This window comes from Pseudomonas sp. KU26590, from assembly GCF_026153515.1.
Lineage (GTDB): Bacteria > Pseudomonadota > Gammaproteobacteria > Pseudomonadales > Pseudomonadaceae > Aquipseudomonas.
Genome location: NZ_CP110644.1, coordinates 723,164 through 745,114 on the forward strand (window position 1 = coordinate 723,164; position 21,951 = coordinate 745,114).

The 21,951-nt window shown below is 58.2% G+C and carries 14 protein-coding genes and 1 riboswitch; of the genes, 2 read left to right on the forward strand and 12 right to left on the reverse strand.

The features are described from left to right. Positions 1–27 precede the first annotated feature (27 nt). Positions 28–873, reverse strand: coding sequence for a methylenetetrahydrofolate reductase [NAD(P)H] (gene metF, locus OKW98_RS03325; RefSeq protein ID WP_265387962.1), 846 nt, complete (start codon positions 871–873; stop codon positions 28–30). Positions 874–1,062: 189 nt separating this feature from the next. Then, positions 1,063–2,472, reverse strand: a complete 1,410-nt coding sequence (ahcY, locus tag OKW98_RS03330; RefSeq protein ID WP_237251677.1) for an adenosylhomocysteinase — start codon at positions 2,470–2,472, stop codon at positions 1,063–1,065. Positions 2,473–2,493: 21 nt separating this feature from the next. Beyond that, positions 2,494–2,602: riboswitch (S-adenosyl-L-homocysteine riboswitch) on the reverse strand. 196 nt (positions 2,603–2,798) lie between these two features. Here ahcY and OKW98_RS03335 point away from each other — a divergent pair. Then, positions 2,799–3,203: an acyl-CoA thioesterase gene (locus OKW98_RS03335; protein WP_032625250.1), complete on the forward strand. Its 405-nt coding sequence runs from the start codon at positions 2,799–2,801 to the stop codon at positions 3,201–3,203. A gap of 54 nt (positions 3,204–3,257) precedes the next feature. Here OKW98_RS03335 and OKW98_RS03340 read toward each other — a convergent pair whose 3' ends face one another. The 7 genes from OKW98_RS03340 to OKW98_RS03370 all read right to left on the reverse strand — a co-directional run bounded on the left by OKW98_RS03340 (position 3,258) and on the right by OKW98_RS03370 (position 10,711). Beyond that, the gene (locus OKW98_RS03340) at positions 3,258–4,262 is read right to left on the reverse strand and encodes an alpha/beta fold hydrolase (RefSeq protein ID WP_265389640.1); all 1,005 of its coding nucleotides are present in this window, start codon (positions 4,260–4,262) and stop codon (positions 3,258–3,260) included. Positions 4,263–4,375: 113 nt separating this feature from the next. After that, complete coding sequence (gene otnI, locus OKW98_RS03345; protein ID WP_265387963.1) at positions 4,376–5,164, reverse strand: 2-oxo-tetronate isomerase; 789 nt, start codon at positions 5,162–5,164, stop codon at positions 4,376–4,378. Positions 5,165–5,186: 22 nt separating this feature from the next. Further along, a complete protein-coding gene (locus OKW98_RS03350) occupies positions 5,187–6,644 on the reverse strand; it encodes an SLC13 family permease (RefSeq protein ID WP_265387964.1) in 1,458 nt (485 codons plus the stop codon). Between the two features lie 84 nt (positions 6,645–6,728). After that, positions 6,729–7,391, reverse strand: coding sequence for an aldolase (locus OKW98_RS03355; protein WP_265387965.1), 663 nt, complete (start codon positions 7,389–7,391; stop codon positions 6,729–6,731). Then, positions 7,388–8,680: a 3-oxo-tetronate kinase gene (otnK, locus tag OKW98_RS03360; protein ID WP_265387966.1), complete on the reverse strand. Its 1,293-nt coding sequence runs from the start codon at positions 8,678–8,680 to the stop codon at positions 7,388–7,390. The genes OKW98_RS03355 and otnK overlap by 4 nt, the downstream gene beginning before the upstream one ends. Positions 8,681–8,690: 10 nt before the next feature. Further along, positions 8,691–9,596: an L-threonate dehydrogenase gene (gene ltnD, locus OKW98_RS03365; RefSeq protein WP_074886687.1), complete on the reverse strand. Its 906-nt coding sequence runs from the start codon at positions 9,594–9,596 to the stop codon at positions 8,691–8,693. A gap of 293 nt (positions 9,597–9,889) precedes the next feature. Continuing rightward, positions 9,890–10,711, reverse strand: coding sequence for a DeoR/GlpR family DNA-binding transcription regulator (locus OKW98_RS03370; protein ID WP_265387967.1), 822 nt, complete (start codon positions 10,709–10,711; stop codon positions 9,890–9,892). Positions 10,712–11,077: 366 nt separating this feature from the next. On the opposite strand from OKW98_RS03370, the gene OKW98_RS03375 reads away from it, so the two are divergent. Next, positions 11,078–11,464, forward strand: a complete 387-nt coding sequence (locus tag OKW98_RS03375; protein ID WP_074886691.1) for an MAPEG family protein — start codon at positions 11,078–11,080, stop codon at positions 11,462–11,464. Positions 11,465–11,650: 186 nt separating this feature from the next. Here OKW98_RS03375 and OKW98_RS03380 read toward each other — a convergent pair whose 3' ends face one another. The 3 genes from OKW98_RS03380 to OKW98_RS03390 all read right to left on the reverse strand — a co-directional run bounded on the left by OKW98_RS03380 (position 11,651) and on the right by OKW98_RS03390 (position 21,898). Then, complete coding sequence (locus OKW98_RS03380; protein WP_265387968.1) at positions 11,651–12,070, reverse strand: DUF1090 domain-containing protein; 420 nt, start codon at positions 12,068–12,070, stop codon at positions 11,651–11,653. Between the two features lie 56 nt (positions 12,071–12,126). Next, entirely contained in the window at positions 12,127–13,812 is a 1,686-nt protein-coding gene (ligB, locus tag OKW98_RS03385; RefSeq protein ID WP_265387969.1) for an NAD-dependent DNA ligase LigB, read from the reverse strand. A gap of 151 nt (positions 13,813–13,963) precedes the next feature. After that, positions 13,964–21,898 (reverse strand): Tc toxin subunit A, encoded by a 7,935-nt coding sequence (locus OKW98_RS03390; RefSeq protein ID WP_265387970.1) that lies wholly within the window; start codon positions 21,896–21,898, stop codon positions 13,964–13,966. Positions 21,899–21,951 lie beyond the last annotated feature (53 nt).

The window sequence follows — 21,951 nt, forward strand, 5'->3', positions numbered from 1 at the left end:
TTCAATCCGTTTGAATTGAAACCGTTATCACGCGGAGAGCTTCAGATTATTCCAGACCGCCAGGCTCGGTTCGGCCTGATTCAGCGTGTAGAAATGCAGACCGGGGGCGCCGCCGTGCAGCAGTCGCTCGCACATTTCAGTGATGACCTGCTCGCCAAACGCCTGAATGCTTGCCGTGTCGTCGCCATACGCTTCCAGCTGCTTGCGCACCCAGCGCGGGATCTCCGCACCGCACGCGTCGGAAAAGCGCGCCAGTTTGCTGTAGTTGGTGATCGGCATGATGCCCGGTACGATCGGAATATCCACGCCCAGCTTCTGCACGCGCTCGACGAAGTGGAAGTAGCTGTCGGCGTTGAAGAAGTACTGAGTGATCGCACTGTTGGCGCCGGCGTTGGCCTTGCGCACGAAGTTTTTCAGATCGTCTTCGAAGTTGCGTGCCTGCGGGTGCATCTCCGGGTAGGCGGCGACTTCAATGTGGAAATGGTCGCCGGTTTCTTCACGGATGAAGCTCACCAGGTCGTTGGCATAACGCAGCTCACCGCTGGCCATGCCCATGCCGGAGGGCAGGTCACCGCGCAGGGCAACGATACGTTTGATACCGGCTTGCTGGTACTGCGCCAGCAAGCTGCGCAGGTCGGCCTTGCTGTCACCGACACACGACAGGTGCGGTGCCGCCGGAACGTGTACTTCTTTTTCCAGCTGCAGCACGGTGTTGATCGTGCGGTCGCGCGTGGAACCCCCGGCACCGTATGTGCAGGAGAAAAAACTGGGGTTGTAGCTGGCCAGCGTACGCGCCGTGGCAAGCAGTTTTTCATGACCAGCGTCGGTCTTCGTCGGGAAGAATTCGAAACTGTAGCTACGGTCTTGGGACATGGTCATAACCTTGGAAGCTCAAAAGCCTGACGCGAACCCTGTAGGAGCCGGCTTGCTGGCGAAAACGACAGTTTGGTCGACATCGAGGTGTCTGACCTGACGCTTTCGCCAGCAAGCCGGCTCCTACAAGTTGCGGCCGTTCATGCGGGGTCAGCGTGCCCTAAATGACGAGCACGCCCCACAGACGTATCAGTAACGGTAAGCGTGCGGCTTGAACGGACCTTCGACGGTCACGCCGATGTAGTCGGCCTGGGTCTTGGTCAGCTTGGTCACGACGCCGCCGAAGCCACGTACCATTTCCAGCGCCACTTCTTCGTCCAGCTTCTTAGGCAACACTTCGACGGTCAGACGCTCGGCTTTCTGGGCAGGGCTCAGGTCCGCGTACTTCTGGCCGAACAGGAAGATCTGCGCCAGCACCTGGTTGGCGAACGAGCCGTCCATGATGCGGCTCGGGTGACCGGTCGCGTTGCCCAGGTTCACCAGACGGCCTTCGGCCAACAGGATCAGGTAGTCGTCGTTCTGAGGATCGAACGCGCCAGCGCCGGTGCGGTGGATCTTGTGCACTTGCGGCTTCACTTCTTCCCATGCCCAGTTCTTGCGCATGAAAGCCGTGTCGATTTCGTTGTCGAAGTGACCGATGTTGCAGACCACTGCGCGTTTTTTCAGCGCTTTGAGCATGTTGGCGTCGCAGACGTTGACGTTACCGGTGGTGGTGACGATCAGGTCGATCTTGCCCAGCAGTGCTTTGTCGATGCTCGCTTCGGTGCCGTCGTTTTCGCCGTCGATGAAGGGCGAAACCAGTTCGAAACCGTCCATGCACGCTTGCATGGCGCAGATCGGATCGACTTCGGTGACCTTGACGATCATGCCTTCCTGACGCAGCGACTGAGCCGAACCCTTGCCCACGTCACCGTAGCCGATGACCAGCGCTTGCTTGCCGGACAACAGGTGGTCGGTGCCGCGCTTGATGGCGTCGTTCAGGCTGTGACGGCAGCCGTACTTGTTGTCGTTCTTGCTCTTGGTGACCGAGTCGTTGACGTTGATCGCAGGGATCTTCAGTTCGCCCTTGGCCAGCATGTCCAGCAGGCGGTGAACGCCGGTGGTGGTCTCTTCGGTCACGCCGTGGACGCGGTCCAGGATGGCCGGGTATTTCTTGTGCAGCAGCTCGGTCAGGTCGCCGCCGTCGTCGAGGATCATGTTGGCGTCCCATGGCTGACCGTCCTTGAGGATGGTCTGCTCCAGGCACCACTCGTACTCGGCTTCTGTTTCGCCTTTCCACGCGTACACGGCGATGCCGGCAGCAGCGATAGCTGCAGCGGCCTGATCCTGAGTCGAGAAGATATTGCAGGACGACCAGCGCACTTCGGCACCCAGGGCAACCAGGGTTTCGATCAGCACGGCAGTCTGAATGGTCATGTGGATGCAGCCGAGAATCTTCGCGCCCTTGAGCGGTTGTTCGCCAGCGTACTTGCGACGCAGGCCCATCAGGGCAGGCATTTCGGATTCGGCGATGATGGTTTCGCGACGGCCCCAGGCAGCCAGGGACATGTCGGCGACTTTGTAGTCGTTGAAATCGTTGGGCGTCAGTACAGCACTCATAAAGAGTCTCCATTCGTAGGGTGCGAATGGGCGCCGTTGTGCGTTTAAAGCTTGACCGGCGGGAAGCCTGATCAAACAACGCCCTCTCCGAGCCTGACAGGTCTGACCTGCTGCAGCGCCCCTCGGACAGGTGGCGGGAAAACGGTAACAAGGTGTGATGACCGTTTTTTGAAGCGGTGGCGATTATCTTTCTTTGAGCTGCAAGTGGCAAGCTGCAAGCGGCAAGCGGTAAACAACAGCGGACCTGCTTTTAACTTGCAGCTTCAGGCTTGAAGCTTGAAGCTGGCGCACATCCACCACCGCCTCCCAAACACCCTGGAGCCCCCATGAACTTCCACACCCGCAAATGGGTAAAACCCGAAGACCTCAACCCCAACGGCACGTTGTTCGGCGGCAGCCTGTTGCGCTGGATCGACGAAGAGGCGGCCATCTACGCCATTGTTCAGTTGGGCAATCAGCGCGTGGTGACCAAGTACATTTCCGAGATCAACTTCGTCAGCGCCTCGCGTCAGGGCGACATCATTGAGCTGGGCATTACGGCCACCGAGTTCGGGCGTACTTCCATCACGCTGACCTGCCAGGTGCGCAACAAGATCACCCGCAAGAGCATTCTTACGGTCGAGAAGATGGTCTTCGTCAATCTGGGCGAAGACGGCTTGCCGGCACCACACGGCAAGACCGAAATCACCTACGTGAAGGATCAGTTCAAAGAAGAGGCGATCGACGGCTGATACCGCAATGGCCCGCATCCTTGTATGGGGTTGCAGGCAAACATCTCAGCGCCATCAAGGCCGGGCGGTTGCCTTCATGAACTCACCCAGCGGCTCGGCATAGAAACGGGCCATATTGGTCGTACCGTGCCCGCGGGTTTCAGCACTGGCAGGAATCAATACAAGACGTGCGTTTTTCAGCTGGGCGAGGGACTTCTGCATGGTCCCGGTCTCAGGTGGATTACGCTCGTCGTCTGCACTGTTGATTGCCAGCACCGGCGCTTTGATTGCCGAGAGCTTCGGCGCGGTGTCGTAGTCCGCCGATGACTGCCATTGGTAGATGAAGTCGTTGGCGTCCCCCGGCAAAGGCGCTGCCAGCCGTTCATCAACCAGTTTGTCTGCCAGAGCTCGTGTAGGCGCCAAGGCCTGATAAGCCAGGGTGCCGCCGCTGGTGCCGAAGCCAAACATCACATTGGCCAGACGAAGGGAGGGCGGCGGGCTGGTGTAATTCCCCTCGTTCCACGCCGGGTCCTGCTTGATGGATTCGATCAACATGCGGCGCATGATCCAGTTGCGCGCCGACATCGCTGTGGGTTGCGAGGCCATCGGTACCAGAGCGTCCATCATGTCCGGCCATTTCTGGCCCCACATCCAGGTCTGCATGCCGCCCATGGAATTGCCCATGACCAGCCGCAAATGCTTGATGCCCATCCCTTCGGTCAGCAGGCGATACTGCGCCTCGACCATGTCGTCGTAGTTGTAGGCAGGAAACTTCATGCGCAAACCGTCAGACGGCTTGCTCGACTTGCCGACGCCGATGCCATCGGGGGCGATGATGTAGTACTTGCTGGCATCCAGAGGTCGGCCAGGGCCAAACAGCTCGCCCCCAAACTCCTTGCCTATCATGTCACTGGCGGGGCGATTGGTGCCGTGCAGATAGAGCACCGCCGGGTTCTTCGGATCGCCGACGGTCATGTAGCTCATCCGCAGGTTGTCCAGTTTTTCGCCGGTGTGGAAAGTGAAGTTGGGTGCTGTCCACACCCCTTCCACTGCTGCTGGAACGCTTGCCGCAAAGGCCATCCCCGTCTGCGCTACGATCAGCAGCGCAGTGCACAGGCCACGTTTGAATCCTCGCATGGTCAGTTCCTCTTTTTATTTTTATGAGGTTTAGGTGTTGCCGAGGCCAACTGGAATCAGCGCTTGAGGCCCTGCCAGTCACGCAGCCACTGCAGGCCTTCGCTGGTATCGCCTTTCGGGCGGTACTCGCAGCCGACCCATCCGGTGTAGCCCAGGCGGTCGATTTCTTCGAACAGCCACGGGTAATTCACTTCCCCCACGCTCGGCTCATGCCGGTCCGGCACACCCGCGATCTGGATGTGGCCGATGCCGGCGAAGTCGCGGCGCAGTTTGCTGGTGACGTCGCCCTCGACGATCTGGCAGTGATAGCAGTCGAACTGCACCAACAGATTGTCGGCGCCGACCTCTTTAAGCACAGCCTGGCCCTGATCCTGACGATTGAGGAAAAAGCCCGGAATGTCCCGGGTGTTAATCGGCTCGATCAACACCGTCACCCCGACCTTGGCCGCTTGTTGCGCGGCGAAGCTCAGGTTTTCCAGATACACCGCGTGATGCTGCTGGCGCAGGTCTTCACTGGGCAGCAAGCCTGCCATGACGTGAATGCGGTCGTTGCCCAGCACCGCTGCGTAATCCAGCGCCTTCTGGACGCCGTCGCGAAATTCACTCTCCCGGCCCGGCAGCGAAGCAATGCCGCGCTCGCCCTTGGTGAAGTCGCCGGGCGGGGCGTTGAACAGCGCCTGGGTCAGGCCGAAGTCGTCCAGACGCAGCTTGATTTCCTCGGCCTTGAAGTCGTAGGGAAACAGGTACTCCACGCCCTTGAAGCCGTCACTCGCCGCAGCCGAGAAACGCGCCAGGAAGTCGTGTTGCGGATACATCATGCTGAGGTTGGCAGCGAAGCGAGGCATGGTTATCTCCTAGTTGAAGCCGTTAGACGAAAGGCCAGAGCAGCAGCGTCATCAAGAAACCGAGGGTGCCCAGAATGGTCACCAAGAAGGTCCAGGTGCGCAGGCCGTCGGCAACGTTGAGGCCCGCCAGTTTGGTGAACATCCAGTAACCGGCATCGTTGATGTGCGACATCGCCAGACCGCCACCGCCCATGGCCAGGCAGAGCAGGGCCATGTGGTTGGCGCTCAGGTTCAGCGTGGCGATCAGCGGGCTGAGAATGCCGGCCGTGGTCACCAGCGCCACTGTGGTCGAGCCCTGTACGGCACGCAACAGCAGCGTCAGCAGAAAGCCCAGTGCGAGAACCGGCAGCCCGGTGTTGCGCAGCGCTTCGGAGACCACCGCGCCGATACCGGTATCCACCAGCACTTTGCCGAACACGCCGCCAGCACCTGCAATCAAAATCACCATCGCTACGCCGGGCAATGCCGAGCCCACGACATCGGACACCTGGCTGCGACTCCAGCCACGGCGTGAACCCAGCAGCCAGGCGCACAGCAACGTGTCGATCAGCAAGGCTACCAGCGGCGCGCCGAGAACGGTCAGCACGCTGCGCAGCATTGAGTCGGCGGGCAGCAGGGTGGTCGCCAGCGTGCCCAGCAGGATCAGAATGATCGGCAGCAGAATCAGCGCGATGATGATCCCTGCGCCCGGCGCCGGCGCTTTTGGCAGACGTGCCGCCAGGCTGCTGGCGTTTTCTTCCAGGCCCAGCACCTGGGCGTGTGCCGCTTCGGAGGTCGTTGAGTAATCATTGTTCGCCCACGCCACCAGATCCTGGTTGGTGATGTGCGGACCGTAGACTTCGCTCCGAATATCATCTGTCATCGGGTAGGTCTTGCGGGTGATGCGACCGGCAATCAGGTAGCCGATCAGGCACAACACAGCAACGATCGGCAGCCCGAACATCAACACGCGACCCAGGTCCGCGCCCAGCTGACCGGCCGCTGCGACTGCGCCCGGGTGTGGCGGGAGGAAGGCGTGTACCGACAGCAGCGCGGCGCACATGGGCAGCGCGAAAATCAGCAGCGGTTTACGCGCGGCACGGGCGACGCCATAGGCCAGCGGCATGAGGATGATCACGCCCACTTCGAAGAACACCGGAATGCCGACCATGAAACCCGCGACGGTCAGGGCCAGCGGCGTGCGCCGGTTGCCGAAGCGGTTGATCAGCGTCTTGGCCAGCGCCTCGGCGCCGCCGGACAGTTCGATGATGCGGCCGATCATGGCGCCAAGGGCAATGATGATCGCGATGTGGCCGAGGGTTTTGCCCATGCCGCCTTCGATGGTCGCTACCAGATCGGCCGGTTTAACCCCGGCCACCAGCGCCACGATAATGCTGACCAGCATCAGCGCCACGAACGGTTGGAACTTGTATTTCAGGACCAGAAGCAGCAACAGCGCAATGCCGGCTCCGGCGACGATCATGAGGAATAGAGGAGTCATGTTGTGTCCCGTTGTTATTGTTTTCCGGCGAAGCCGGTCCGCCGAAAACCGGAAGGCCGGTTTTCGATCTAAACGCCGTTGGGGTTACCAGTTCACGCCAAACGTCTGGCGCAGTTCTTCCAGCGCCGCTGCGTCCAGCGGTTCAGGTTTGGGGTTGCTCATCAGCCAGAGGCGAGCCGTCTCCTCCAGCTCTTCCAGCGCATAAGAAGCCTTGGCGACCGAGCTTTCCCAGATCACCGGGCCTAGCCGCTCAAGCATTACGCCGCGCACGCTGTTCGCCAGTTTCGCCACTTGATCGGCGACGTTCGGCGAGCCGGGGCGTTCGTAAGCAATCAACGGAATGTGCCCAACTTTCATCACTTGATACGGCGTGATGGGCGGGAGGATGTCGTCCGGTTTCCAGACGCCGGCCAGTGTCAGCGCGACCAGATGCGTCGAGTGGGTGTGCACCACGCCGCCGACGCCAGGATTGCGGTCGTAGACCTGACGATGCAGGGCCAGCGTCTTCGACGGCTTGTCGCCGGAGACCCATTCGCCGGCCAGATTGACCTTGGCGATGGCATCAGGATCGAGACGCCCCAGGCAGGCGTCGGTTGGCGTGATCAGCCAGCCGTCGTCGAGGCGCGCGCTGATGTTGCCAGCGCTGCCGACGGTATAGCCGCGCCCAAACAGCAGGCGGCCGATGGCGCAGATTTCTTCACGCTGTTTGTTTTCGGCGCTCACTGAACTGCTGGTTACGTTGCTCATCGGGCATCCCCCGCCAGTTGCTTGAGGGCTTTGTCGAAGAAGTCGCGGCCACCGAAATTTCCGGACTTCAGCGCCAGAGCCAGAGGCATCGCGCCGCTGCTGATGGTCGCCGGAACCCCCGGGTCGATCTGCGCGCCGATCTTCAGCAGGCTCACGCCCAAGGCCTGAACCACGGCGCCGGAGGTTTCGCCGCCGGCGACGACAAAGCGTTTCACGCCCGCCTCCAGCAGGCCGCGAGCGATCTGCCCCAGCGCGTCTTCGACCAGCGCGCCGGCACGTTCAACACCCAGTTTTTGCTGCACGGCTTTGACTTCTTCCGGGCTGCTGGTGGCGTAGATCAATACGGTTTGCCCGGCATCGCGGGCGAACGCCAATGCGTCTGCCACCACAGATTTGCCCTCAGCCAATGCCAATGGATCAATGCGCAAGGCCGGTCGGTTAGCCTCAAGCCAGGCGGCAACCTGACCGTTGGTGGCGACCGATGCGCTGCCCGCCAATACCACTTCGCCGCCGTCGACGTGCTCAAGCTTCGCCGCGTCGATGTCACGCAACTTGCCCGCTTTGCGGAAATTGCCCGGCAAGCCCAGCGCCAGACCCGAGCCGCCGGTGAGCAGCGGCAGGTCGGCGCAGGCTTCGCCCAGCGTGTACAAATCAGCGTCAGACAGCGCGTCGGCAACTGCCATGACCACGCCCTCTGCACGCAGCTCTTCGATGCGCGCACGCACGCCATCGACGCCTCTGGCGATGCTGTCGTAGCGCAGCAAGCCCACTTTTTGCGTGGTCTGTGATTGCAGCACGCGGACCAGATTGGCATCGGTCATCGGCGTCAGCGGATGGTTTTGCATGCCGCATTCGCTGAGCAGTTGGTCCTGCACGAACAAGTGACCACGGAAAATTGTGCGACCGTTTTCCGGGAACGCCGGGCAGGCCAGGGTGAAGTCGCTGTTCAGCGCCTTGAGCAGCGCTTCGCTCACCTGGCCGATGTTGCCTTTGGCGGTAGAATCGAACGTCGAGCAGTACTTGAAGAAGATCTGCTCACAGCCCTGATCACGCAGCCATTGCAGCGCGGCGAGGGATTCTTCAACGGCTTCTGCGGCCGGCGTGGTACGGGATTTCAGCGCGATAACGATGGCGTCGGCATCCAGTTCAGCCAGGCTGTCGGCGCTCGGGATACCAATGCTTTGCACGGTGCGCATGCCGCCCCGCACCAGCATGTTGGCCAGGTCGGTGGCGCCGGTGAAGTCATCGGCAATGCAGCCCAACAGAGGGCGCGGAGTCGTGGTGCTCATCAGCGTCATCTCAGTTGTTTTCAGGCTTGGCGGTCGGCAGTTCGATGCCCGGGAAAATCTTGATCACGGCGGAGTCATCCTCACGACCAAAGCCAGCGGTGGAGGCTTGCATGAACATCTGGTGGGCGGTGGACGACAGCGGCAGCGGGAATTTGCTGGCGCGGGCGGTATCCAGCACCAGGCCCAGGTCTTTGACGAAGATGTCCACGGCCGACAGCGGCGTGTAGTCCGCCTTGAGAATGTGCGGTACGCGGTTCTCGAACATCCACGAGTTACCGGCGCTGTTGGTGATCACTTCGTACAGCGCGTCCGCGTCTACGCCTTCGCGCAGGCCCAGGGCCATGGCTTCGGCGCTGGCGGCGATGTGTACGCCGGCCAGCAGCTGATTGATGATTTTGACTTTCGAACCCAGGCCATGAACGTCGCCCAGGCGATACACCTTGCCCGCCATGCCGTTGAGGATCGCATCGGCCTTGGCGTAGGAATCAGCCGGGCCGGAGGTCATCATGGTCATCTCGCCAGCGGCTGCCTTGGCCGCGCCGCCGGAGATCGGCGCGTCGAGGTAAAGAAGGCCTTTTTCGGTGAGGCGCTGACCCAGTTCGATGGCGAAGGTCGGTGCGACCGTAGCGCAACCAATGATCAGGCTGCCCGGGCGCAGAGCGGCGACTGCGCCGTTGTCGCCGAACAATACGGTTTCGGTCTGCTCGGCATTGACCACGACGGTGATGATCACGTCGCAGGCAGCGGCCATAGTCGCAGGAGATTCACAGGCAACGCCGCCTTCGCTGGCGAATTGCTCGGTCACGGCAGCGCGCACGTCACAGGCATGAACGTTGAAGCCGCTGCGCAGCAGGGAGCGCGCAATGCCCAGGCCCATCGCACCCAGACCAATGACGCCGACATTCTTGTTATTCATGAATCTCTCCTCGGGTGAGCGCCGAAGTTCATCAGCACTCGAACGGTGTTTGTTCTGATCTGTTAAAGATAGTGAACCTGTGATCGGATAATGTGAAGTGCTTTTTTGGATTAACAAAAATTAACATTGCCACGAGCAGGCGAAAAAAAGCCTCAGTCGGGGCCGAGGCTTGGTACGCATCAAATGTAGGAGCGCGCTTGCCCGCGATTGCGGTTTGTCTGAAACAGATATGTCTCGGACAGTCCGTCATCGCGGGCAAGCGCGCTCCTACAGTGTTTGTGGCACTCGCTGAGTTAGCTTGGCTGATCCATCGACGCCAACATCAATTCAACCCCCAGCCCGCGAATGCTGTCCGCAGCGCCGTGGGCGAGGCGGTCGTCGCTGATGATCGTGTCGAACTGCTCCAGACCGGCGACCTTGTACATGCCGAACGTGCCGTATTTCGTGCTGGTGGTCAGCAATACCGTGCGCGAGGCCGACTGCATGGCCGCCTGCTTGACCTCAACCTTCAGCGCAGAGGGCGTGGTCGTGCCTCGCTGCAGATCCCATGAGCTGGTCGACATGAACGCCACGTCGGTTGCCAGCTGCCGCAACGTCGCCGCTGCCAGCCCGCCGACACAGGACCGGTTCGGGTGGTCCAGCAAGCCGCCGGTGTGAATCACATCCACATGGGTCGCATCGGCGAGTGCATTGACCACGCCGAAATCGTTGGTGACCACTGTCATCCCCGCCAGCGCAACAATGTGCGGGACGATTTCCAGCGTGCTGGTGCCGGCGTCCAGGTACACGGTCATCTCGGGGTGCAGCAGGCTGGCGGCCAGTTTCGCCATCGCCTGTTTGTGCGGCAGCTCTACCACTGCCTTGGACTGGTGACTGGGCTCGCTGTGAACCTGACTGGCGATGCGTACCCCGCCGGTCACCGAATAGGCACGGCCACTTTGCTCAAGCAGCGCAATGTCGCGGCGAACGGTCATGTGCGAGCAGTCGAACATTTCCATGAGCTGATGCACGCTGAGCACCTGATGCTTGCGCAACTGACGCAGCATCAACTCCCGGCGCTGATCGGGGATCATCGGCGCTGCGCCACTGAGGGTGGCGTCTTCTTCGCTGGACATGCAGGCTCCTGGGCTACGAGATACAGCCGAGGTCGGCTGGGTGGCTGGCATCTTAGCCAATCGGGCTGCTCGTGGCAGTATCGACGAGCAACCTGCGCGCAGGTTGTTCTTTGTAGGACCGGCTTCAGCCGGGAAGGGGCCGGCGTGAACGCCATCAGATTTGCGGCGTGACGGGTAATGCCTTCCCGGCTAAAGCCGGTCCTACTCCGGTTGCGCAATGCGCCATTGGGTGCGCGGGTGGTTGTGGTCCCGTCCGCCGTGCGTTACCTGTAAGAACCTTTCGGCGGGCCGTGGCTCTTAGCCTGTAGATAGGTATTACTCGGTATGCTTCTGATGAAGCTCAAATTCTAAAAAAAGGATGTGGTTATGACCGTTGCTTTTTGGTGCGTGTTGATCGTGATTCTGTTGCCGATAGGGTGCGCTGGCATTGCCAAGTTCAGCAGCGGCAAATTCAGTGCACGGCACAATCATGATCCCCGGGACTTTCTCGACCGCCTCGAAGGCCTCCCGCGGCGCGCCCACAACGCGCAGCTCAATAGTTTTGAAGCGATTCCCGGGTTTGCCGCTGGCGTAATCATCGCCCACGTCGCCGGTGTCGCGCAGTTGGTCACGATCGACGTACTCGCCGTGCTGTTCGTGACCAGTCGCCTGCTCTACATCATCTTTTATCTGGCGGATCTCGCGGCGTTGCGTTCGCTGGCCTGGATCGTCGGGATGGGGCTGGTGATTGCGCTGTTTGGCGTTTCAGTTTGATCGCTCAACGGTCGCTCTTACACCCTGAGATCTTGCCGAGAAAAAGACCGTGTGGGAGTGAGCTTGCTCACGAAGAGGTGAGTCCATCCGCCAAGTCTTCATCAGCGGAAATGCCGTCCTCGCGAGCAAGGTGGAGCGCCACCCCGGTCACTCCTACACATTAAGGACTGATGCCCGCAGACGACCTTACTCGTCATCCTCGTCAGGCTGAACCTTCTCCAGCTTTTCCTGCTCGGCCTGCAGTTCCTTGCGAGATTCGGCCAGCTTGTCTTTACGCTTGTCGATTTTCTCGGGATCGCCTTTGCTCATGGCCTTGTTCAGATCCGCCTGGCGACGGCTGACTTCGCGCTTGGCATCCAGCACCTTCTGTTCCTGCTGCTTGACCACGTCGACGTCGGTGCAGTTGGCGTTCAACGCGCTCAGGGCTTTTTGCAGCCCGGCCTGTTGATCGGTATTGCCCGCCGCCTTGGCGTTCTCAATCTGAGTGGCGATGTCCTGGCGCTTGGCGGCGCATCCGGACGGTTCCGGCGCCTGCTCGGCTGCAAACACGGGCGCGGCCAGAAACCCGCACGCGGTGAATGCAAAAAGGGATGACAGGAATTTCATGAATACTCCTTGAACACAAATGGCCGCACGCTCGACACAATCGTGCGGCCCTGAAACTAAAAACCGTTGATGCCTTCGTCTCGCAACTGCCTGCTCAACGCCTGCACCTGCGGCTCTTGAAAAAATGCATGTAACTGCTTCGCACGTCCCGAGCCTATGCCGGGTTCGACCTGCCATTGCTCAACGCTGCGGGAAGCGAGCGCCGCCCAGGACTCGCCCAGATCAACGCCGGTGGCCGGCGGTAAACCGATAGCTTTGAGCCACACCACAAACGGTTTTTCACGTGCGGCCTGAAAACTTGCCAGCAGTTTAGCGCTGCTGCGCTCGCCCAGGCCGGGAATGTTAGCAAGCTGTGCACCGTCGAGGGTCAGCCAGTCCAACAAACTGCCCACTTGCCCTGCCTGAATCAACTTGTCCCACGTGCCCGGTCCTACGCCGCTGAGCGCCAATCCCTTCTTTCCGCTCAGCCATTTCAGCCGCTCGCGGAACTGGCTTTCGCAGCCCTCGACCGGCTGCCAGCAACTCAGCGAATGAAAATCCTCCGCTCGCGGCACATGCAGCGGCGCACGATCAACGCTGCGCGACACCACCTCATCCAGGCGCGGAATCGTCAGCCCGGCCAAGCTGATTGCCACCTGATCCCCAGGCCGAATGTCCATGTCCTGCCAGCGCTTCAGGGAGCCCACGCTGATGCGCGTGATCATGCGGTCATCCAGTCGCACAGGCTCAATGTCCAGCACGGGCGTAATCTTGCCGCTGCGCCCGACGTTGAAATGAACCTTGCGCACCTCCGCCAGCGCCTGCGCGAACGGGTACTTCCAGGCCGCGATCCAGTAAGGCGCTTTTGCCTGCCAGCGTTCGGCCGATGGACGCTCTCCCTGCCGGATAACCACGCCATCGGTGGCAAACGGCAGCGCCGAGCGGTACCAGTGCTCTCGCCAGTTCTTTGCCTGAGTGAAACCCTCCAACGGCTCGCTGAAGCGCGCGCTGTCCTCGAAACCCATGGCCCTGAGCCCTGCCAGTCTCGCGGTCATGTCCGACGGGCCCTCCGGCCAATCCCAGACGAACAGCCCGAGATTCGCGCCTTCCTGCTCGCTAATCGCGTGACGCGCCAGCAAGCCGGCCGCTTTGCTGCGAGCGTTCAGACTGCCGGCGTCGGCCTGAACGTGATCTGTCAGCTTCCAATACAGCTCGCCCTGAAGGATCACGGTCTTTTCCCACGCGAGATGGCGAGGAATTGCCTCGATCTGGTGAGCATGCCCAGTCCAGTCCTGGCCGAAGATCCCGTCGCCCCGGCTGATGGCGCTCACCAGTTTGCCGTCGACATACACCAGCGTGACCGCCACGCCGTCCACCTTCGGCTGAATCCACAGATCACTTCGACCTTCGAGCCACGCCTGCACGGCGGCCTCGCCCGGCAATTTCGTCAGGCCCGTGTGGGGGATGGGATGCGCGACAGGACCGCGCGCGGTTTTCAGCGGATTGGAGGGCGATGCCGGAGTGGCGGCGAAACAGCCGCGCAGGTCGGCGAGTCGCTGAACGGATTGGTCATAAAGCTCATCGGCGACCAGAGACACGCCCTGGCGGTGATAACTGTCGTCCCATTGGGTGATCTGATTTTGCAGCGCAAGGATTTCATTTCGGGCTTTTGCCGGTGGCCAGTCGGGGCAGGTCTGCGCGACGGCGTTAAAGGCGAATAGAGGGAGTGCGATAAAAGAGAGCGCGCGGAGAGAGAGCAGCATCGAAGCATCCTTGCCTGGGGGAGCGAGGAAGGCTACGCGGCTTGAAATCACTCTGCGATTGCGCGTTGGTTACCAGGTGTTATCCCCAGTCCAGACAACGCCAAAGGTTACGGTTGATGCGTAACCTTTGGCGTCCACAGCAAGCCATCGCCTACTTTTTGGCCTGCATAAGCGTTTTCACTTTGTCGGTAAACGCCTTGCCTCCATCCAGCGCCGTGTAGACGAGGTTTATCTGGATCGTTTTGATGACGGTTGTTTTTCCATCGGCAGCCAGCAGCGATTTCACAAAATCGGCATCTGTGAAGTTCAGCTGCCAGCGTGATATGGCACCTGTGCCTTCGAAGGGAAGGTAGCGGCCATCGTGGAACATCAGCTCATACACCCAGTCAGCCTTGTCGAAGCCCAGGCCGTCGTCCGCCTCCCCGGATGACAGGGCAATTTGTTGCTGGACCCGCAGGTTCCGTTTAATGCTTCCCGGGGCCTTGGTCGCGGGCGCATACAAGTAATCCGCGCCCTCGCTGGTGGGTTCGACCAACGTCGTGCTGTCTGTTTGCGTAAGGATGGCGCAGACGTTTTCCAGGCTTGCCCCGGCTGCCGATGTCGTCACAAACGAAACCGATACGTGCCTGAGCTGACGCAGGTAATGGCCTGGGTAGTTTTTGTCGAAATCGGCGGATTTGAACTCGAATACCAGCGGGGCGCTGGCCAGCGATTTGAGGGTGGCAAGCCATTCATCTCCCGTTTGAGTGCCCCTCAAATCAACTGTTTTCTTGATGCTCAGGCGGCGCTCGTTGCACTGAATATGCGCGTTTTCCATTTCTTGCAGATCCACGAGCAAGGACTCGCCAGCCAGCATCCCCTTGTAGGAATCAACCCAAGCGCCGGTCTTGATAAAGGCAGGGCGCGTGTAGTCGCCGATTTCATAACGCCAGGCTGCTTCGGCGCTCAGGCATAACGACAGGACGGCGTCGTAAGCCGGGGCGTACAGCAGCTCCTGACGGGCGACGAGCCAGTTATATGACGAGGGGCTGATGAAGCCGTTGGTCATCGTGGCATGCAGCTCTTCCAGATTGGCGCGTACCGCCCGGGCCTCTTCCAGGCTGATGGTAGCGGCGTTGTATTCGAGGTCGGATTCGTCCAGCTCAAAGTTCAAAGATTCGATATCCAGTTCTGCCTGCTTTAATTCGAATTGCCACTCTTGAGCACGGCGTTCATAGTCCGCTTCGGCCAGTAGGCGATCGGATACAAACATGCTGGATTCAGCGGCTATTTCCATTCCCAGCGCTGCCTTGGCCATTGAAGCGTGCGGTTTATTGCCCCCGAACGCCATTCCATAAATGGTCGGTACCAAGCCCTCCGTTATGCCTGCCGCAATCTGGAGGGGGACCGACATTGTTTTTAGAACGGCTGCGCTCCAGATGAGACCGGTTGCAGCCTCCTCCATCGGTGAGCGACCTGTCAGCAGCAGATTCTCGTAGTATTCCTTCCTGAAAACCGCTGCTTGTTTGCTTAGTTCAAGCAGCTTTTTCTGAGTGACTTCATCGTTGACAGCCTCCCGCTTGAGTTGCAGGGTGAAATCAGAAACGTTGATTTGTTGTTGCTTGAGCAATGCCGACAGTGTGCTGTTGAACTCATTCTCCATCAGTTTCATGTAATGGCGGCCCATGTCCTGGAGTTGCCGCACAGCGGTACGGGCCGTTGGGATCAACTCACGGAAACGATATGCAGGTATCTGCGCCCGATCACTGTTGTAAGTGTTAATGAGTTGGCCGATACCTCGCTGGCCGACGCCGAACGCGTCCACGCTCTCTGTGCGCCAGTCCATGACGGGCAAGACTTTGCCGTCCAGCGTCAGCCCATGACGCAGGTTGAAAAGACGATGCTCCAGGGTTTTTCGGGCTGCGGCGACCCGCTCGTTGATCGGTGCGCGAAAGTGCACGCTGCTCGCGCTATTCAGGGCCACGGAAGCCCAGCGCGATACCGAGGTCCGTTCCGGTAAAGGTCCGATCAGCCTCAGCGCTTTCTGGAAACACAACCAGGCGTGATTCAGCGTGCTGGACGTGAGCTGCCGATAAAAGTGATCCCCTTGTCGCTGCCAGTTATCCACCAGCGACAGGAGCACCGCCTGCCGGTAGTAGCGCGAAAGGGTGAACGCCCGTGCCGTCGGATCAACAACCTTCTGCAGTTCGGAACCGCTGGTACCGCCCTCTGCCAGCGGTCGGGTGTTCCAAAATGGCTGACGCTCCTTGTCGTCTTTCTGTGTTCTGAAAGGGTCGAATAAATACTGCGTGTACCAACGCTCTGCCTCGTCGAACTGTTGTTGTTCACTTAAACGGGTTGCAACCAGATCTGGCAAGTGCAGAAACAGTTCGCGGAAGTAAGCGCCATTAGCGCCGTGGAAGTCGACCGGAGGTGTCTCTATGTTGGCATCAATGGTGGGTTCTTTAATCCACTGTGCCTCCCATTCCAGAGCGCGTTCCACGCTACGTGCTGCGCGAGAAACCAGCTGTTTGCCAAACAGGGTGTTAAGCCGGATGGCATTGGAGGGGAAGGTGGGGGCGTCGTCGGCCACGGCGCTCAGATCCAGGTATTGGGCTTGTTCGGTGTTCCTTCTTATCGCGATGTCCCATTTTTCGTCCGTGCCCAGTGCCTGCACATCGAAGGTGGTGAATACGTTCTGCAACGGTTCGCCTGCCTCACACAGCGCAAACATGTACTGACCAGAATCTTTGTACGGGTAGTCGCGAGTGATGACGGCGTTACCGTCTGCGACGACGCTTTCTTCGGTCAGCCGGGTAAATGCCTTGTCCTTAGGCCCTTTGGCATAAAGCCGAAGTTCTATTTTTTCGTAGGCCTTCGGGTTAACGACGACGTCCACGGGCAGAGAGGCGATCAACTGGTCTTTGAGATAGAACTCGATCCTTAGACTGTCTTCGAGCAGGTAGCGGGCTTTTTCCAGTTTCAGGTTAACGGTCCACCGTTCAGGGCTGGTTGCTTCAGGTAGTGTTTCGGGTTTGGCCTGAATCTTCTTGTTGTCATCGGTGACTGAATAGCCAATGCTGAGTGGGCGTTTTTCAGCAGTATTAACGGTGATTGGAAGCTGAAAACCTATGTCCCTGTCGTCATTCGGTATTGAGATGTTTGACTGATTTGACGTTACAGTGTACGCAATGTCATTGATTCGAAAAGTTATGTTAATGGCAATGGATGTTACAGTTGGGAGTTTGGTGAGGTTAACGATTGGTTTTTTATAGTGTCCTTTCAGAGTCAGGGCTTTTCCGGATATGAAGTTGGCGGTTATTGTATTGGTTGAGTTTGGCCTGGGGAATAATAATTTCCCAATCAGGTACTTAGGGGTGGAAGAATTCTCTATCACTTGAAGCATGTTAGCAGGGTCTGGGTTTTCATTGTACTTTGCTTTCCCCATTGCATACGGGATAATTTCATGGAGAGTGTCGTAGTTTATGAACTGTGATTGAGGTATCAAAGGTTCTTTTTTTATGAAGTCCTGGTAGTGGAGATCGAATTCGTAGACGCTATCTACTTTGGCCAGAACTTGTGGCCACTGCCGGATTGGTGTAGTGAGCGTATCTGGTTTATATTGTTCCAGCGCGAAGCGCGTTGTGCCCTGCTCTTTTTTTAGAGGCTCAATTTCGGACCGCTCTCCTGTATAAGGGTGCTGGACTTTGGTGACGTCTTTGTATGAGTTGTAAATGATTTTGCTCAGGCTTTTCGTAGCATCTAACGGGAACTGTTTTTTATCGATGAGCAACAGATCCCGTGCTTCAATAAAATAATCTGTGTTGAGATTTCCATAGTGTACAGATTCCTGCGCGGTGTCATTGATGGACGTGTAGGCACTGTTATATAACATTACTGTCAGCCACGGATCTTCGGTACGTTCTCCTTCGGTGTTGACCAACGCGATCAAACCAGGCTCATAGGTGTCATCTTTGAGGTAGGGGTTCTTTAAATCTGGCAGGCGCTTCCCATCTTGGATGCCATCAAGGCAAATGAGCTCGTTAGGGGTGGACCAGAATCCATCACTCTGCTTGTAGATATATTGAACGCTGATTTTTTTGAACTTGGTGGGAGTCTGGTTTTTGTCGTCCGCACTCGGCAGGCCGACAGTGCCGCGTTCGACCCAGAACACATAGGGGCGGCCTTCAATCATCACCGGGCGAATGGCATCGCACCTGGATGTGGCCTTGGTGTCCGGATCTGTGTAGCTGCTCTGAACGATCTGACCGGTCGCGGAGACGCTGATCTTTTCCCATTCGGTCCACGCAAGCGGGCTCAAGCGTTCCTTGTCGTCGCGCAGCCCTATGTCTACGGACCGCCAGTAATACTCGGCCGGCGAGGCATTGGTTTTGCCAATAAAGTGATACGTGTCGTTCTTGGGGTCAGTGCCGTCCAGATAACCACTGATAACTTGCAAATTGCTGGTCTGTTCGAATTTAGTAAGGTAACTGGTAATGGCTGTTTGTAGGAGTTCAGGGTCCAGCTTGCCTTGGTTGAGTTCCACCTCCAACGCCTGGAAAGCAGTGCTTTTATTGGGCCGGTTAGCGTAGTAGATCAGGTTTTCCGGATGATTGAGTTGCGTCCGCCATACTTTCCAGGTCCCGTACGTACTCAGGTATTGACGCCAGAAGTCCGATGTTTCCTGCGCAATAATGGTAGTCGTGTAGCCCGGGTCGAGTCGTGCAAACAGCCTGTGCAGGTAGTGCTGCAAGCTCGCAGTTGCTTGGTTCACAGCACTGACTTTCACTGCCGTACTGACTAGAACATCTGTCAGAAAATAACTGGAAAGCTCCTCGGTGGTGGGAATGAATCGCTTCAGCTCAGGGGTGGACGCCGCCCAGTATCCTAGTAAATAGGCCGCCAGCGCATCGCGCCATGGTTCTTGCAGGCGAGATTCTATAGATTCCTGTTCAACATTATCACAAGCGCCCAGCAGTACTTGACCGCTGACACGGTAGGCCTCGAATTTAGAACTTTCGTCAAGCGAGTGTAGATCGAGTAATGATTCGCTGGACAGGCCGGTCAAGTTGCATAGGTTCTTTAAACGAAGCACAAGGTCGATGTCAGAAATTGTGGTGGTCAAACGCGCGGATGCTTGTGTGTCAACGGTTGTAGGAGAGTACTCAACGAGCGTCAACTCCTTGTTCTTATCTTTGTACTTACTTATATAATCCCACGCCTCAGGCCTTGTCTCTGGAAGAAGAAGTTCTTTACGAACCTTTAATGGGCCTGGGTTGTCCCTCAGAAATTGATCGAATTTGTCATATACGGATCGCGCATCTTTGGAAGAATCTTCTGGCCGGGCATTAAACATGTGTCTGGCTACAAGTTCTCCAAAAGGGCTGAACTCTCGATAGTCCGACCTGATATATATATCTTTCTCCGTTTTTGTCAGTGATGCTAAAAAATCGTCAAATGGTTTGCTGGTATCTATTTTTACGGTTTCTTTTTTTGCCGTTCCCGCATACGAAAGCGCAACCATTGTTTCGCTTTCAGACCAGCCAATGAGCTTCCCAAGCCGCCCCGCAGTCAACACCTCGGTATTCAATCTGTTGATTTGGGGTGCGTTGCTAAAATAATTAAGTGCATCATTCTCTTCAACGCCGGACTTTTCGCATTGTTGCACCCAGTCACTGTATCGGCTGACCTGATAACACAAGTCGAGGGTAAGCGCAGTGGCACTTGAAGGTGTCTGCCCCGCAGTGTCCGTCTCCCCTGCCAGGTCGAACCAGGCGGGGTGATCAAGCAGGGCTTTAAGTCCGGTAGGGCTCAATTGCAGGTATTTGATCACCTGCGCGTGCCGGGCAAGCTTGTCCCACAAATCGAGGGTCAGCCCATCGAGCGCCGTGCTCGCGCTTGCGGGCGTTTTCTCGGCAGCTGTCAATACGTCCGCCAGTAGACTGAAACGGCTTTCCTCTATCCAGCGTAATAGCTCAAGCGCGTGCCCTGAAGTGAGTGCGCGCCCGTCGTCGTCCTTAGCGAAGACGTTGCCGATGATGTGTTTGGCTGCGTCTTCTTGCGCGATGGTTGCATTGGTGATCAGCCGCTCCAGCCTGTCTATGACCTGATCGATGTCCACATCTGCCCGAAATACCGCGTTGGCACTGTTAACTTTGCCCTTGAGTTCCGCTTTCAACACATCCGCAAGGCTTTGATCAGGGCGCAGGACTAGCGTTTTCACCAAGCCGCGGGAATCCAGGCATGTTTGCAAAGTGCCGATCCATGAGCCAGATGCGGGTAGCACATCCAGGCCAACTTCTTGTGCAATCTGCGTCTCGCTTAACAGGGAGGCCTTGATCCGCGGAAGGGCGTCGACCAGGGTGCGCTGGATGCGAGCATCCACCCTGTAAAGAGGTTTGAGTTCGGCGGGGATGTCAGCGGGCAGTGGCGTGAGCCAGCTCAGCAGGGCCTGCGCGGAAATCTTTTGCCGCCGCAGCCAGATGTCCAGATTGATCAGGCCGGTCAACACGTCAAGAATGTCGGCTGCCCCCAACTTGACATCGACCTCCCCGTCGTAGAAGTAATCGCCTTCAGTTATCTGCGGCGTCCCCGCCAGTTGTGTCCACACTCGCGGATTTGTTTTCGCCAGCAAGGCGATAAGGCTGTTGCCTTCGTTCGTGCCGAGCCCTAAAAGGCGAGGCAATCTGGTCAGGCGGTAGAGCGATGAGAATACCGGCAGGGATAACGTCGGCTTTGTGAGTTTCAACGCTTGCGCAGCCTGCTTCAGATAGAGGTTCGCCACTCTTTCTTCCAGGGCGAAAGCGCGGCATATCCCCCCAATGACGGATTTAGAGGAGCTGTCGCTGCTCTGTGCGGTGACGCTGATCTCGAACTCGCGGCCGTCGAGCGTCAGGCGATCTTCTGTGTCCGCCAGTTGTCCTGCGCCAGGGCCATCGAGCACTCGGTCCAGGAAAGGTGTTTGTTCACCTGTAACGTAGGGCGTTACGCCGTTGATCAGGGCCGCGAACTGCTCGGCAGTCACATCGTATTCATTGCGCATGTAGCAGAAAACACCCAGCGCCCTGAGCGTGTTTTTCGTGATTTGGAAATCCTTGGTCTGGCCCTCCGCACGCAGGGCAGCCATCACCAGCAGATCAACGTGAGCGAAGGGCAGTTGCAATGCGCGTTGCAGGTGGATGATTTTGTGAATGCGACCAAAGTGGTCAGCATTTGCACCCTTGATACGCAGGCTGATGCCTGGTCCTTCGTAGGTGTCTTCCAGAGATAACGCCGGAGCGGTTGCGTTGTTGATGAACACGGCGCCGTAGAGATGGCCGCCAAGCGCTGCGCTGTTCTTTTCGTTGGCCGCAGCGTAAGCGCTGGAGCATTTGACCGTGGTGATGGCCTCTGTGCCATCGTCCGGAACGCCCGACGTGGCCAGCAGTTCCAGAATGCTTTCGGGCTTTAGTCCGGTTTGCCGGGACAAGCACTCGACACCGGTCAGTTGCTCAAGGGCGTTGGATGCATCGCCCTTCACGCCGTACAGCTTGTGCAGGAAGTCGCCGTCGGTGGCAGCGCTGCTATCGATCAAGAGGGATTGCAGCGCAGGGCTGAACCCCGTCGCGGTTAGCATGACGTGTCTGAGTTTTTCGCTACGCAGGGTGTCTGAAGTGAAGTTGGGGTAGTGGTAATGGCTTCGTTGCAGCACATCGAACAGTGACGTTTTCTTCTGCTTGAGTACTGCCTTGATCTGCTCAAGCGGCCGGTGAAAAGGCAATTGGACGGGGTATTGCGCTTTGGAAATCTCCTCCACCAGGTTCTTTTTTTCACCCACGTGAAGTTTGGCTTGCCGCGTCATGGCTTCAATCACCAGCGTCAGCGCAGAGACCTGGTTTTCAAGGCTTGCCTTATCCAGCACCCGTTCGCCGATATCCGGGCGCCGGCTGGCGAGTTTGATCTGGCTATCGGGATTACCTTGGGCCTCCAGCGTCAGCGCTTGTCGATACAGGGCGTGAAGATAGGCCAGAGGCCCGTTGTTGGCCTCTAGCGCGTCGGACGCGCATTTGTCAGCGACTTGTTCTGGGAACAGTTTTCCATAAGTGGCAGTTGTTGTGTTCTCTTCCATGATGTCGCTTCCTGTTTACTGGGAATAAAGGCGTTTCAGATAAGGTCGTCCAC

Bases quoted from the DNA above. Each gene is read 5' to 3' on its own strand.
- metF (WP_265387962.1), bottom strand. From the start codon at position 873: ATGTCCCAAGACCGTAGCTACAGTTTCGAATTCTTCCCGACGAAGACC.
- ahcY (WP_237251677.1), bottom strand. From the start codon at position 2,472: ATGAGTGCTGTACTGACGCCCAACGATTTCAACGACTACAAAGTCGCC.
- OKW98_RS03335 (WP_032625250.1), top strand. From the start codon at position 2,799: ATGAACTTCCACACCCGCAAATGGGTAAAACCCGAAGACCTCAACCCC.
- OKW98_RS03340 (WP_265389640.1), bottom strand. From the start codon at position 4,262: ATGGCCTTTGCGGCAAGCGTTCCAGCAGCAGTGGAAGGGGTGTGGACA.
- otnI (WP_265387963.1), bottom strand. From the start codon at position 5,164: ATGCCTCGCTTCGCTGCCAACCTCAGCATGATGTATCCGCAACACGAC.
- OKW98_RS03350 (WP_265387964.1), bottom strand. From the start codon at position 6,644: ATGACTCCTCTATTCCTCATGATCGTCGCCGGAGCCGGCATTGCGCTG.
- OKW98_RS03355 (WP_265387965.1), bottom strand. From the start codon at position 7,391: ATGAGCAACGTAACCAGCAGTTCAGTGAGCGCCGAAAACAAACAGCGT.
- otnK (WP_265387966.1), bottom strand. From the start codon at position 8,680: ATGAGCACCACGACTCCGCGCCCTCTGTTGGGCTGCATTGCCGATGAC.
- ltnD (WP_074886687.1), bottom strand. From the start codon at position 9,596: ATGAATAACAAGAATGTCGGCGTCATTGGTCTGGGTGCGATGGGCCTG.
- OKW98_RS03370 (WP_265387967.1), bottom strand. From the start codon at position 10,711: ATGTCCAGCGAAGAAGACGCCACCCTCAGTGGCGCAGCGCCGATGATC.
- OKW98_RS03375 (WP_074886691.1), top strand. From the start codon at position 11,078: ATGACCGTTGCTTTTTGGTGCGTGTTGATCGTGATTCTGTTGCCGATA.
- OKW98_RS03380 (WP_265387968.1), bottom strand. From the start codon at position 12,070: ATGAAATTCCTGTCATCCCTTTTTGCATTCACCGCGTGCGGGTTTCTG.
- ligB (WP_265387969.1), bottom strand. From the start codon at position 13,812: ATGCTGCTCTCTCTCCGCGCGCTCTCTTTTATCGCACTCCCTCTATTC.
- OKW98_RS03390 (WP_265387970.1), bottom strand. From the start codon at position 21,898: ATGGAAGAGAACACAACAACTGCCACTTATGGAAAACTGTTCCCAGAA.